This window comes from Paracidovorax konjaci, assembly GCF_900112675.1.
In the GTDB taxonomy this organism is placed as follows: Bacteria; Pseudomonadota; Gammaproteobacteria; order Burkholderiales; family Burkholderiaceae_C; genus Paracidovorax; species Paracidovorax konjaci.
The window spans coordinates 209093-221464 of the sequence record NZ_FOMQ01000003.1; the positions used below are offsets into that span (position 1 = coordinate 209093).

At 70.3% G+C, this 12372-nt stretch carries 11 protein-coding genes and 1 tRNA gene; 2 read left to right on the forward strand and 10 right to left on the reverse strand.

What is annotated here, in order from left to right; translation table 11 throughout:
• Positions 1-59: 59 nt before the first annotated feature.
• From BM144_RS05470 to infA, 4 genes are all read right to left on the reverse strand, one after another.
• Positions 60-845 (reverse strand): heparan-alpha-glucosaminide N-acetyltransferase, encoded by a 786-nt coding sequence (locus BM144_RS05470; RefSeq protein ID WP_092950288.1) that lies wholly within the window; start codon positions 843-845, stop codon positions 60-62.
• Positions 846-925: 80 nt separating this feature from the next.
• Positions 926-1513, reverse strand: coding sequence for a GDSL-type esterase/lipase family protein (locus BM144_RS05475; RefSeq protein ID WP_092950289.1), 588 nt, complete (start codon positions 1511-1513; stop codon positions 926-928).
• Positions 1514-1768: 255 nt separating this feature from the next.
• Positions 1769-1845: transfer RNA gene (locus BM144_RS05480), tRNA-Pro, on the reverse strand.
• Positions 1846-1950: 105 nt separating this feature from the next.
• A complete protein-coding gene (gene infA, locus BM144_RS05485; protein WP_092950290.1) occupies positions 1951-2202 on the reverse strand; it encodes a translation initiation factor IF-1 in 252 nt (83 codons plus the stop codon).
• 506 nt (positions 2203-2708) lie between these two features.
• Here infA and asd point away from each other — a divergent pair.
• The gene (gene asd, locus BM144_RS05490) at positions 2709-3566 is read left to right on the forward strand and encodes an archaetidylserine decarboxylase (protein ID WP_092950291.1); all 858 of its coding nucleotides are present in this window, start codon (positions 2709-2711) and stop codon (positions 3564-3566) included.
• A gap of 30 nt (positions 3567-3596) precedes the next feature.
• Here the strand turns inward: asd and BM144_RS05495 are convergent, their stop codons facing one another.
• The gene (locus BM144_RS05495; protein ID WP_092950292.1) at positions 3597-3854 is read right to left on the reverse strand and encodes a hypothetical protein; all 258 of its coding nucleotides are present in this window, start codon (positions 3852-3854) and stop codon (positions 3597-3599) included.
• A gap of 287 nt (positions 3855-4141) precedes the next feature.
• On the opposite strand from BM144_RS05495, the gene BM144_RS05500 reads away from it, so the two are divergent.
• A complete protein-coding gene (locus tag BM144_RS05500) occupies positions 4142-6094 on the forward strand; it encodes a phosphatase PAP2 family protein (RefSeq protein ID WP_092950293.1) in 1953 nt (650 codons plus the stop codon).
• 120 nt (positions 6095-6214) lie between these two features.
• Here BM144_RS05500 and hutG read toward each other — a convergent pair whose 3' ends face one another.
• From hutG to hutU, 5 genes are read right to left on the reverse strand one after another with little or no spacing between them, the layout of a single operon-like run.
• Positions 6215-7039 carry an N-formylglutamate deformylase gene (gene hutG / locus BM144_RS05505; RefSeq protein WP_092950294.1) on the reverse strand — a complete coding sequence of 275 codons (825 nt, stop codon included), beginning with the start codon at positions 7037-7039 and terminating at the stop codon, positions 6215-6217.
• 49 nt (positions 7040-7088) lie between these two features.
• Complete coding sequence (locus BM144_RS05510) at positions 7089-8516, reverse strand: formimidoylglutamate deiminase (RefSeq protein ID WP_092950295.1); 1428 nt, start codon at positions 8514-8516, stop codon at positions 7089-7091.
• Positions 8517-8537: 21 nt separating this feature from the next.
• Positions 8538-9824 (reverse strand): imidazolonepropionase, encoded by a 1287-nt coding sequence (gene hutI, locus BM144_RS05515; RefSeq protein ID WP_092950296.1) that lies wholly within the window; start codon positions 9822-9824, stop codon positions 8538-8540.
• 44 nt (positions 9825-9868) lie between these two features.
• A complete protein-coding gene (locus tag BM144_RS05520; protein ID WP_245783549.1) occupies positions 9869-10609 on the reverse strand; it encodes a HutD/Ves family protein in 741 nt (246 codons plus the stop codon).
• Positions 10606-12345: a urocanate hydratase gene (hutU, locus tag BM144_RS05525; RefSeq protein ID WP_092950297.1), complete on the reverse strand. Its 1740-nt coding sequence runs from the start codon at positions 12343-12345 to the stop codon at positions 10606-10608. Before hutU ends, BM144_RS05520 begins: the two co-directional genes overlap by 4 nt.
• Between the last annotated feature and the right edge of the window lie 27 nt (positions 12346-12372).

Below are 12372 nucleotides of genomic sequence, written 5' to 3' on the forward strand. Positions count from 1 at the left end.
TTTCCGAGCGGATGTACCGGGCCGGACACTGCCCGGTGAAATACCTTCCAGCCTGCTCTCTACATCGCCCTCGCCGCCCCCACGATCAACAGCGCACCGATCAGGATCGGCTGGTGGAGCATGTAATAGCTCAAGCTCCAGCGCCCCAGTACGGCAAGCGGTTTCAGGGTGCGCGGCAGTGCCAGCGCAAGCCATTGCGGACGGTGGTCCAGCATGGCCTGTCCCGCAGCGATGCCCCACCACATCACACCCAACCAGGGCAGCAGCGGCACATAGTCCTCGGTGAACGGCTTGCGTGACACGAGGCCCAACCAGTTGAGTGCACGGCCATTGAACCAGGGCGCCCATTCGGCGGCCGGCCCCGCCAGCAGCCACGCTGCGCACCAGGGCGCGGCCATCGCCAAGGCACCGGCAGGCCAGAGCCACCCCCGCCAGCCTGCAGTGCAGCGGGCAATCACCAGCATCACGGCCATGCCATGCAGCACGCCGAAATGGATGAAGCTGCGAGGAAACATGAGGTACGAGCCCGCGCTGACAAGCAATGCGCAGGCTGCGATCTGCACCCAGCGGCGACCGAACCGGTGCCAGCCAAGCCCCTGCCGCCATGCCAGCGACTGACCCAGTCCCGCGCAGACCAGGAACATGCTCACGATGGCGGTCCGCTGCAAAGTCCAAAAAGGATCGGCCCGGAAATCCTGTGGCCAGTAGCCGAAATGGCTCAGATCGAAGCAGAAGTGGAAGATGGTCATCCACACCATGGCGCATCCCCGAAGGGCATCCACAGCCTCCATCCGCACGCGGGGCTGCGAGCGAGGGTGATCGGAAGACGCGTGAAGAGTGGCCATGGCTCAACAAGAAAAGGCTGCGCCAGATGTGCGCAGCCCAGCAATGGTATGGCGGGAGCCGCTGCCTGCGGCCGCGCCGTTCAGAACGTGCGCTCGATGGCTGCTACCAGCAGCGCAGCCAATCGGTCACTTGCCGCCTGGGTGCGGTGAACGTTGTCGATCACGTCCGCAACCCCACGGTAGTCCTCTCCCCAACCCGCATGCTCCACCCGCAGGTCGGCAGCCACCGCCAGCGTGACGGCATTGAGTTCGCGCCGGCGCTGAACCCGTTCCGCGGTGAACAGATCGGCCACCGGCACATCGACGATGCCCGTGAGGATCGGTGTGCGCCACTCGGCATGGATGATGCGAAGGGCGTCGCGCAGATTCGCCTCGTAGTCGGCAGGCGAACGCATTTCCAGCGCATCGTTGAGCCCGAGGCCCAGCACGATGATCTCGCCATCCCGGCGTACTGCGTTGAAGGGCGGCTGCGGTCCCAAGGGAAAGGCGTCGGCCGGGGCGCCAGGATACGGCTCCGTGTACCCGAGGAGCAGATCCTGCATCAGCAGACCGACCGCGGAGCGGTCTTCGACGGCCCAACCGGGGCGCAGGGACATCATCGTTTCAGGAATTGGCATGGCAATTCCAGGACCACGGAGAATGCTGTCGCCGAAAGTTTCAATGGACATAGTGCTTTGACTGCGAGGGGCTTGCGCTGCATCCCATGCCACGCTGCAGGGCACAGCGCAAACGTGGCAGGCTCCCACAGCGCAGGCAGAAGTGGGGCCTGCGATCATGCCCCACACGGCGGCGCGAACCTGTATCACCGCGTATGCAGTGCATGCCAGCGGGCGCGGCGCCCATCTTCTCGGCAGCGATACGGCATGCGAATTCAGAAAAGAAAAAAGGCGCAAACCTCACGGTTTGCGCCTTCTGACGATCAATGGTCGGAGCGGCGGGATTCGAACTCGCGACCCTCTGCTCCCAAAGCAGATGCGCTACCAGGCTGCGCTACGCTCCGACAGCTAGCATTCTAACCCGGTCTCAAGGACTCTCCGGGCAAGTCATGGCTTTTTTATGAAGATTTATTCAGAACAGGCTGAGACAGCAGGCACGCTGCAGCAGCTCAACGCGAACTCGAAGGACCAGGGCCGCGGCCAGGAAGGTGGCGGAACGTGATGCGCCCCTTGCTGAGGTCGTAGGGAGACATTTCCAGCGACACCTTGTCGCCTGCCAGGATACGGATGTGGTGCTTGCGCATCTTTCCGCCGGTATAGGCGATCAACTGATGCCCGTTGTCCAGCGTGACACGAAACCGTGAATCCGGCAGCACTTCCGTCACGGAGCCCTGCATTTCGATGAGTTCTTCTTTGGCCATGGTTCAACTCAAAATTTAAAGATCCGTATCGATACGGCAGCAATTACTCAAGCGCACCCTTCTGTCACGAGCGGCGCGCATGGACTGCCGAGACGAGCGATGCAAACGCATGCGCTTCGTTACGCTGGGGCCTTTGACCCGGTGCCAGAATTGGCGCCGAAGAGGCAACGCATGGGAGAGCCGGCAGACGCCGCATCCCTCTCGAAGCGCGGGCCGGGGTCGGCACAGCGCAAAACCTGTCAATTGTACTGCGCGATACCGGGATGCGGGATCGCTGCACTGCGATGCGTTCATGCCTGCCATAGCTGTCTCGCATAAGGCGGCGCCCAACGGTCCCGTGCTCGCCCTGCCGACCGGCAACGCAGCCGTGCCGCGCCGCAGCTTTGCGGGCGCCGCCCCCATGGCATTGCCATGGCCATCGGACCGCCCTGCGCTGCCGAGCAGAGTGCGCCGGTAACGCTCCAACACCCCCTAGAATGGCCGGCCCTTTCGCCGCAGGAGCCTCCGTGTCAGATCGCCTCGCCGTTCTTCCGCAATACCTGCTGCCCAAGCGGGCCCTCACCGCGCTGGCCGGGCGTTTCGCCTCGGCGCAGGCCGGCGGCCAGACCACTGCGGCCATTCGCCACTTCGTGGCCCGCTACCGCGTCGATATGTCCGAAGCGGAAAACCCGGACATCGCCAGCTATGCGACGTTCAACGATTTCTTCACGCGTGCGCTGCGTCCCGGAGCCCGTCCCATTGCCGATGCTCCGGCGATCTGCCCGGTGGACGGCGCGGTGAGCCAGTTCGGTGCCATCGATGAAGACCAGATCTTCCAGGCGAAGGGGCACCGCTACTCGACCACGGCCCTGCTGGGCGGCGACGCGGCGGCGGCCTCGCGGTTTGCGAACGGCAGTTTCGCCACCATCTACCTGAGCCCGCGCGACTACCACCGCATCCACATGCCATGCGACGGCCGCCTGCGCGGCATGACCTATGTGCCGGGCGCGCTGTTCTCGGTGAATCCGCTCACGGCACGTGGCGTTCCCGGGCTGTTTGCGCGCAACGAGCGCGTGGTCTGCCTCTTCGATACGCCCCTCGGCGCGATGGCGCTGGTGCTGGTGGGCGCGACCATCGTGGGCAGCATGGCGACGGTGTGGCACGGCACGGTGAATCCGCCCCGCTCCGCCGAGCCCCGCCACTGGACCTACGACGACGGCCCGGAGATCCTGCTGCGCAAAGGCGAGGAGATGGGGCGCTTCATGCTGGGATCGACCGTCGTGCTGCTGTTCGAACCCGGCGCGCTGCGCTTCACCGATGCCTGGGCGCCTGCGCGGGCGGTGCGGCTCGGCGAGGCCATGGGCCTGCCGCCGTCTGCCCCCTGAGGCCCGGGCGCCGGCACGCCGCGGTCGCCCTCAGGGCATGCGGCGGGTCGCGAAGACGGTGGGTTCGAGCACCAGGCGCTCGGGGGCTACGGGTGCGTCGCGCCCCACGAGGTGGACGCTCATGTCCTGGCGACGGATCGACACGTGGCTGACGGTTTCCCAGCGGTCGCCCAGGCGCACCTGCGTGCCCGAGCGGAAGAGGGGCATGCGGAAGCTGTCGCCCCAGCCGGCCGGGCGTGCGGGCCGGGCCTCTTCGGGCAAGAGGGATGAAACGGGGGCGACGTCCATGCCTCCATGCTACCTCGGCGCAAAGACGCTGCGCACACCTTGAAACATTTTTCCATTCTGGCGAGCAGGCAGGCCAGCGCGTCCGGACGATGGACCTGACAGTGCCATGGAGGGCGGCCCGGCAGCCCGCGCGGCCATGGCGCCGCACCAGCCGGGCGCCCACCCGTCACGCCAGCGTCATGCAGCGCCCCTAGAGTGCGCCGCGGCAAGCTCTGCTGTGGGCCTGCTTCTTCCCGGCGTGCCGCGAGGCACCTGGCGCCCTCTCCTCCTCATCCTTCGCGTCCTCCATGACGACCTCTTTCTCCCGCCGCCCCCTGATCCTGGCGCTCGCCGCCGCCTTCGCGCTCTCCGCCTGCGGTGGAGGCTCCGATGCGCCCGCCATTCCCTCGCCACCCGCAGGACTGGGTGTCGCCGACACCGCGCCTGCGCCCAGCGAAACGGCGGTGCCGCCGTTCGTCGACAACGCCTTCACGAACCAGCGTGGCGATGCGCGCTACGCCACGCTGCAGACGAACGCCGGCGTGCGCGTCCTCTCGGGCTTCCTGTCGATCTGGCGGCCGTCCACGGCCCTGGTGGATGCGGGCGTGACGGCCCCGGCCGTCGGCACCTTTCCGGCGATCGTGCCGTCCACCTGGACCGGCATTCCGGGCGACGCCACCGACGGCACGGTGCTCCAGGCCCAGGTGCACGCGCACAACATCCAGTACGTGGTGGATGCGACCTCCCGCCGCACGCCTGCCCAGGAACTGCTCGCCTACCTGGACGACCGGCGCGGCAAGGCCTACAGCGTGAGCGACGGCATGGGCCCGCTCGCCGATGCCTGGCGCAAGGCAGCGCAGCAGACGACGACGATCACCTCGGTCCCCGGCGACGCGACCACGGTGCTCTACAACGACGGTGGCAACAACACCGGCGTGGGCGGCAGTGCCAACGCAGCCTTCGGCACGGTGGTGGATTTCGTCGCCGGCATCGGCGAGAACGGCTCGACCGAGCCCGCCAAGCGTTTCTACAAATACGCCCGCCCCTGGCGCTGGAGCAGCAGCGTGCAGGTGGTGCCCGCGCTGTTGCCTGCACGCAGCACGACGCCGGCCACCGACGGCGGCTTCACGAGCGGGCACACCGCCGAGTCGGTGCGCAGTGCGATCGCCATGGCCTACGTGGTGCCGGAGCGCTTCCAGGAGCTGGTGGCGCGCGGGCTGGAGCTGGGCGAGAGCCGGATCCTCGCGGGCATGCATTCGCCGCTGGACGTGATCAGCGGGCGCATCCACGGCCAGGCCGTGGCGGCGGCCAGCATCGCGACGGGCGCCAATGCGGCGCGCCGGACGGCCGCCTTCCAGCAGGCCCGCGGCACGCTGATGGCGTCCACGGGCGCGAAGACGCCGGGCGAGCTGTGGCAGCTCGCGCACGCGCAGCCCGCCAGCGCGGACCGCTTCGCGGACTACGCCACAAACAAGGCCCATTACCTGCGGCGCATGACCTTCGGCTTCACGCAGATCGCCGACGCCACGCGCCAGGCCACCGTGCCGAAGGGCGCGGAGGTACTGCTGGAGACACGCCTGCCCTACCTCGACGCCGCGCAGCGCCGCGTGGTGCTCAAGACCACGGCCGTGCCCTCGGGCTACCCGGTGATGGACGACGCGGAAGGCTGGGGCCGGCTGAACCTGTTCGCCGCGGCCGATGGCTACGGCCGCTTCGACGGCGACGTGGCCGTGGCGATGGACGCCGCGCAGGGCGGCTTCAACGCGCAGGACACGTGGCGCAACGACATCGCCGGCGCGGGCAAGCTCACCAAGCGGGGCACCGGCACGCTGGTGCTGGCGGGCCAGAACAGCTTCACGGGCGGTATCGAAGTGGCGGCCGGCACGCTGCAGGCCGGCAGCAGCGCCGCGCTGGGCAACGGCGCGGTGTACGTGGGCGGCGGCACGCTGCGCACGGATGCCGCCACGGAGGTGGCCGTGAACGGCACCTACACCCAGCGCCCCGGCAGCACGCTGTCGCTGCGGCTGGCGTCGGCCGCGGGCACCGCGGGCACGCTGACCGTGAACGGCACGGCCGCGCTGGCCGGCACGCTGGAGGTGTCTTTTGCGCAGGGCGTGCGCCCTGCCGTGGGCTCGACGATCACGCTGATGCGCCACGCGGGCCTGAACGGCGCCTTCGATGCCGTCTCGGTGCCGGGCTACCGCGTGACGCCGATCTATCTGAACAATGCGGTGCAACTGCGCATCGACGCCGCCACCTGACGCCGGACGGCGCACCGACGAAGGCGGCTCCGGCCGCCTTTTTCGTTGCGGCCCGCACCGGTGCACAACAGCACCAGCGCCAGGAAAGCAGGCGCGCGCGGGCCGCGCCGGCGTCGCGCTTCAGGCGTTCGCCCGCTCCTGCGCGAAGGCCAGCACGGCCGCCAGCATGCGCCGCAGATGCGGCAGCACGCCCACGGCGGCCTCGGGCAGGTACTCGAACGGTAGGGCTTCCTGCATGTAGCTGGCCTGGGTCATTTCGAGCTGCACCGCGTGCACGTTGCGGGCCGGCTCACCGTAGTGCCGCGTGATGTAGCCGCCCTTGAACCGGCCGTTGAGCACGGCGCTGTAGCCCGGCGCCACCATGCCGATGGCCAGCAGCTCGCGCGCGAGCCCGGGGTCGCAGCTCGCGCCATCCGCGGTGCCCAGGTTGAAGTCGGGCAACCGGCCATCGAAGAAACGCGGCAGCACCGAGCGGATCGAGTGCGCGTCCCAGAGCATCGCCACGCCATGGGCGGCGCGCATGCGTTCGAGTTCGGCACGCAGTTGCGCGTGGTAGGGGTCCCAGTAGCGGCTGCGGCGCTCGGCGACCTCCTGGGCATCGGGGGCCTGCGCGGCGTCGGTGTAGAGCGGCGTGTCGTCGAAGGTATCGAGCGGGCACAGGCCGGTCACGCTCTGGCCGGGATAGAGGCTGCTGCCGTCGGGTGGCCGGTTCAGGTCCACCACGTAGCGCGAATGCGTGGCCACGAGCAGCGACGCGCCCAGGCCGCGGGCGAAGGCATAGAGCCGCTCCAGGTGCCAGTCGGTATCGGGCACCTGCCGCGCCTCCTCGGTGAGGCGCGCGGCGATGTCCGGAGGGACATGGGTGCCCACGTGCGGCAGGGAGATGAGCAGCGGCGCGGTGCCGGCATGGAAATGGAACGGCGGCGGGGCGAGGTCTTCGGTCATGGCGTGGTGCGGAGGATCGGAAGGATGCAGGCAGGTCGCAGGGGTCGGGTCAGGCATGCAGGATGCGCGAGCGCACGGCAGCGAAGGCCGCGGCGCTCTCGCCGTGCAGCGCATGGCGGCCCGCCGTGACGCGCTGCACGCCCGCGGACCATACGCCGTGCACGGCCGACGTGCGGTGGCTGCCGAACACGTGCCCGGCGAGCTGGCTTGCGGCCGGCAGGCCGCGCAGCGCGATGTGGTCCGCGTCCAGCGCCACGAAGTCGGCGGGCTGCCCCGGCACCAGGCCCGCCTGCGCACCGGCCGACGGCAGCCGGCCGCTGGCCTGCGCACCGCCCTGCACGGCCTGCAGCAGCAGGGCCGTGGCCACCTGGGCGTGGTCTTCCGTGGCCAGCACGTTGCGGCGGCGCAGCGCAAGCCGCTGCCCGTATTCGAGCAGCAGCAGTTCCTCGGCCGCGTTCACGCAGGCGTGGCTGTCGGAGCCCACGCCCCAGCGCCCGCCGGCGGCACGCCAGCGCGGCAGGTCGAACAGGCCGTCGCCCAGGTTGGCTTCGGTGGTGGGACACAGTCCCGCCACGGCGCCGGTGCGTGCGGCGCCCTCGGCTTCGGCCGCGGTGAGGTGCGTGGCATGCACGAGGCACCAGCGCGCGTCGACGGGCGCGTGGTCCAGCAGCCATTCGACCGGGCGCTGGCCGCTCCAGGCCACGCAGTCGTCCACCTCCTGCGTCTGCTCGGCGATGTGGATGTGCACTGGCGCGCCCGGCGCGATGGCGTCCAGCCCCGCAAGCGCGGCCCGCAGGCTCTCGGGCGGAACCGCCCGCAGCGAGTGCGGCGCCAGACCCAGAATGCCTCCATGCCGCCGTGTTTCTTTCTTCAACCGCTCTAAAAACAATAGCATCGCATCGGTTGCGTGCAGGAAGCGGCGCTGCGCCTCGCGCGCGGGTTGGCCGCCGAATCCGCCGGTCTGGTAGAGCACGGGCAGCAGCGTGATGGCGATGCCGGCACGGCGTGCCGCGCGCAGCAGCGCGAGCGACATCTCGGCATCGTCGGCATAGGGCCGGCCGTCCTCGGCATGGTGCAGGTAGTGGAATTCGCACACGCCCGCGTAACCGGCCTCCAGCATCTCGACGTAGAGCCAGGTGGCGATGGCCTCCAGCGCCTCGGGCGACATGCGCGCGGCGAAGCGGTACATCAGGTCGCGCCAGCTCCAGAACGAGTCGTCGCTGGCCGCGCGGTATTCGGTCAGGCCCGTGAAGGCGCGCTGGAATGCGTGCGAATGCAGGTTGGGCATGCCGGGCAGCACGGGCCCCGGCGCGTGCGGCATACCGGGCGCGGGCCCGCTGCCGGGCTGCACGTCCGTGAGCCGGCCTTCGTCGTCCCAGCGCAGCAGCACGCCTTCGGCCCAGCCGGCAGGCAGCAGCGCATGTGCGGCGAACAGCGCGCCGCCATGGCCTTCGGGGGGATGGATGTGTTCGGTCATGGACTCTGGGGCTGCAAGGTTTCAGGTGCCGGCATGCCGCACGATGCGGCCCTGCCGGACGATGGCGCGCGGCGGCTGGTGGCCGAACCAGTAAGCCAGCTCGGCCGCGTCGGCGAAGGGCCAGAGCACGAAATTCGCGGGCCGGCCGGCGGCGATGAGCCCATGCGTGGCCTGCAGTCCCAGCGCGCGCGCGGCGTGCGTGGTGATGCCGGCCAGCGCTTCGGGCACGGTGAGCCGGAACAGCGTGCAGGCCATGTTGGCCATGAGCCGCAACGACAGTGCGGGCGAGGTGCCGGGGTTGTGGTCGGTCGAGACGGCCATGGGCACGCCCGCCTCCCGCAGGGCCTGGATGGGCGGCAGGTGCGTGTCCCGCAGCGTGTAGTAGGCGCCCGGCAGCAGCACGGCCACGGTGCCGGCCGCGCGCATGGCGGCGATGCCTGGGGCCGAGAGGTGTTCGATGTGGTCGCACGAGAGCGCGCCGTAGCGGGCGGCGAGCTGCGCGCCGCCCATGTCCGAGAGCTGCTCGGCATGCAGCTTGACCGGCAACCCCAGGCGCTGCGCCGCCTGGAAGACCTGCTCGGTCTCGGCCAGCGTGAACGCGATGCGCTCGCAGAACACGTCCACCGCATCGACCAAGCCTTCGGCGGCCAGCGCGGGCAGCATTTCTTGGCACACGAGGTCGGTGTAGTCCTGGCTGCGGCCCGCGTACTCGGGCGGCAGCGCGTGCGCGCCGAGGAAGGTGGTGCGCACGGTCACGCCGCAGGCGTCGCCCAGGCGCCGCGCCACGCGCAACTGCTTGCGCTCGTGTTCCAGCGCGAGGCCGTAGCCCGACTTGATCTCGACCGCGCAGACGCCCTCTTCCAGCAGCGCCTGCAGGCGCGGCAGGGCCTGGGCGAAGAGCGTGTCCTCGTCCGCGGCCCGCGTGGCGCGCACCGACGAGACGATGCCGCCGCCGGCGCGGGCCACTTCTTCGTAGCTCGCGCCGGCCAGGCGCATCGCGAACTCGTTGGCGCGGTGGCCGCCGTAGACGAGGTGGGTGTGGCAGTCGACCAGCCCCGGCGTCGCCAGCGCGCCGCCGCCCGCATGGCGCGGCAGCGCGGTGTGCGCGGGCGGCACCGCATCCTGCGGGCCCACCCATCGGATGGCCCCCTGCTCCACCACGATGGCCGCATCGGCGGCGGCCTCCGGCAGCGCCACGTCGGGCAGGCACAGGCCGGGCGCGAGCCGCAGGCCGTGCCAGACGCCGTCGGCCGCGGGGGCGCTGCGGAACGCGCCGGGGTGCGGTGCGGGGAGCGTGTCATCGTGCATGGGCTGTTCCTCGGGTGAGCGGATGGGGCAGGCTTCCAACTGCCTCACGCTATTAAATCTATAGCAATCTTTTCAATGGATCCGGCGGCATGGAGGCCTTTTGACTCTGAAACCGGCTCCAGCGCCACCCAGGCGAGTGCGCAGGCGCCGCCGCCCGCCTCCGCGGGGCCTGCGCCCTCGGGCGGGGCCGCATCGGGGCGCAGCGGGCCCATGTCGGAATGCGCCGTCCAGTACAGGCCCTGCCCTGGCGCGAGGGATTCGCCGTCCAGCCGCCACCGGCCCGCCAGCACCATCGCCAGCCCGGCCGGGGCGGTGCCGGGGTGCTGCGCGGCATGCACCACCTGCAGCGCGCCGCGCCAGCGGCTGCGCCGCAGCATGAGGTTGAAATCCGTCACCGCGCCGCCCAGCAACGCGCAATCGGGCGCCCATTCGCCCGCGAAGGCGAAGGGTTGCCAGGCCTGGGCGATGGCGCGGTCCAGGCCCGCGCCGGGAGCGGTCAGCCGCATGCCTTCGCCCTCCAGCACCATGATGTGCCGGTCGATGCCGTCGAAGGCCGAGAACGGCCCCGGCGCGGCGACGGAAGCCACGCTCACGCGCCATTCGAAGGTGTCGAGCCCGGCGCCCGGTGGCCAGCAGGCCAGCTCCCGCGTGTGGCCTCCGCCGTTCTTCCACGGCATGGGCACGGTGCGCGCCAGGTCGAAGCGGTGCACGGCAGCGCCCGCCGCGCTGCCCGTGGCCCCCAGGGATGCGGCGGCCTCGCCCGCGCCGATGGCTCCGCGCGTCATGGCAGCATCGGCAGGTTCAGGCCCTGGCGGCGCGCGCAGGCCGCGGCCACCTCGTAGCCGGCGTCGGCATGCCGCATGACGCCCGTGGCCGGGTCGTTCCAGAGCACGCGCGCGAGCCGCTCGGCGGCGGCATCGGTGCCGTCGGCCACGATCACCACGCCGCTGTGCTGGCTGTAGCCCATGCCCACGCCGCCGCCGTGGTGCAGGCTCACCCAGGTGGCGCCCCCCGCGGTGTTCAGCAGCGCGTTCAGCAGCGGCCAGTCGCTCACGGCGTCGGTGCCGTCCTTCATGGCCTCGGTCTCGCGGTTGGGGCTGGCCACCGAGCCGGTGTCCAGGTGGTCGCGGCCGATGACGATGGGCGCCTTCAGCTCGCCGCTCCGGACCATCTCGTTGAAGGCCAGCGCCGCCCTGTGCCGCTCGCCCAGGCCCAGCCAGCAGATGCGCGCGGGCAGGCCCTGGAAGGCGATGCGCTCGCGCGCCATGTCGAGCCAGCGGTGGGTGTGGGTGTTGTCGGGAAACAGCTCCTTGATCTTGGCGTCGGTCTTGTAGATGTCTTCCGGATCGCCCGAAAGCGCCACCCACCGGAACGGGCCCTTGCCCTCGCAGAACAGCGGGCGGATGTAGGCGGGCACGAAGCCGGGGAAATCGAAGGCGTTCTGCACGCCTTCGTCCAGCGCCACCTGGCGGATGTTGTTGCCGTAGTCCACCGTGGGAATGCCCAGCGCCTGGAAGTCGAGCATGGCGCGCACGTGCACGGCGCAGCCCTGTGCGGCCGCCTTCTTCAGCCGGCCGTGCTGCGCAGGGTCGGCGGCTGCGGCCTGCCATTGCTCCACGGTCCAGCCCGCGGGCAGGTAGCCGTTGATGAGGTCATGGGCCGAGGTCTGGTCGGTCACGATGTCGGGCCGGGGGCCGCCGGCCTTCGCGCGGCGCACCAGCTCGGGCAGCACCTCGGCCGCGTTGCCCAGCAGGGCGATGGAGACGGCTTCCTTGCGGGCCGTGTGGTGCGCGATGAGCGCCAGCGCGTCGTCGATGTCCCTGGCCTGCTTGTCCACGTAGCGCGTGCGCAGGCGGAAGTCGATGCTCGACTGCCGGCATTCGATGTTCAGCGAGCAGGCGCCGGCCAGCGTGGCGGCCAGCGGCTGCGCGCCGCCCATGCCGCCCAGTCCGGCCGTGAGGATCCAGCGGCCCGAGAGATCGTTGCCGTAGTGCTGGCGGCCCGCTTCCACGAAGGTCTCGAACGTGCCCTGCACGATGCCCTGGCTACCGATGTAGATCCAGCTGCCCGCCGTCATCTGGCCGTACATGAAGAGGCCCTTGCGGTCCAGCTCGTGGAAGTGCTCCCAGTTCGCCCACCTGGGGACCAGGTTGGAGTTGGCGAGCAGCACGCGCGGCGCGTTCTCGTGGGTCTTGAAAACGCCCACGGGCTTGCCGGACTGGATCAGCAGGGATTCGTCGGCCTCGAGCTTTTTCAGCGCCTCGAGGATCGCGTCGAACGACGCCCAGTCGCGCGCCGCGCGGCCGATGCCGCCGTACACGACCAGGTCCTGCGGACGCTCGGCCACCTCGGGGTCGAGGTTGTTCTGGACCATGCGGTAGGCGGCTTCGGCCAGCCAGTTCTTGCAGTGCAACTGGTTGCCGCGCGGTGCGCGCACCACGCGCGCGGGATCGTGGCGCGGGTCCGAGGTGGCAGGGGCCTCAGCGGCGGAATGGGAGAGGATGGCGTCGTTGGCGTTCATGGCGAAGGCTCCTGGGTGTGCGTGGGG

Bases quoted from the DNA above. Each gene is read 5' to 3' on its own strand.
- hutU (WP_092950297.1), bottom strand. From the start codon at position 12,345: ATGAACGCCAACGACGCCATCCTCTCCCATTCCGCCGCTGAGGCCCCT.
- BM144_RS05470 (WP_092950288.1), bottom strand. From the start codon at position 845: ATGGCCACTCTTCACGCGTCTTCCGATCACCCTCGCTCGCAGCCCCGC.
- infA (WP_092950290.1), bottom strand. From the start codon at position 2,202: ATGGCCAAAGAAGAACTCATCGAAATGCAGGGCTCCGTGACGGAAGTG.
- BM144_RS05510 (WP_092950295.1), bottom strand. From the start codon at position 8,516: ATGACCGAACACATCCATCCCCCCGAAGGCCATGGCGGCGCGCTGTTC.
- hutG (WP_092950294.1), bottom strand. From the start codon at position 7,039: ATGACCGAAGACCTCGCCCCGCCGCCGTTCCATTTCCATGCCGGCACC.
- BM144_RS05500 (WP_092950293.1), top strand. From the start codon at position 4,142: ATGACGACCTCTTTCTCCCGCCGCCCCCTGATCCTGGCGCTCGCCGCC.
- BM144_RS05520 (WP_245783549.1), bottom strand. From the start codon at position 10,609: ATGACGCGCGGAGCCATCGGCGCGGGCGAGGCCGCCGCATCCCTGGGG.
- BM144_RS05475 (WP_092950289.1), bottom strand. From the start codon at position 1,513: ATGTCCATTGAAACTTTCGGCGACAGCATTCTCCGTGGTCCTGGAATT.
- hutI (WP_092950296.1), bottom strand. From the start codon at position 9,824: ATGCACGATGACACGCTCCCCGCACCGCACCCCGGCGCGTTCCGCAGC.
- BM144_RS05495 (WP_092950292.1), bottom strand. From the start codon at position 3,854: ATGGACGTCGCCCCCGTTTCATCCCTCTTGCCCGAAGAGGCCCGGCCC.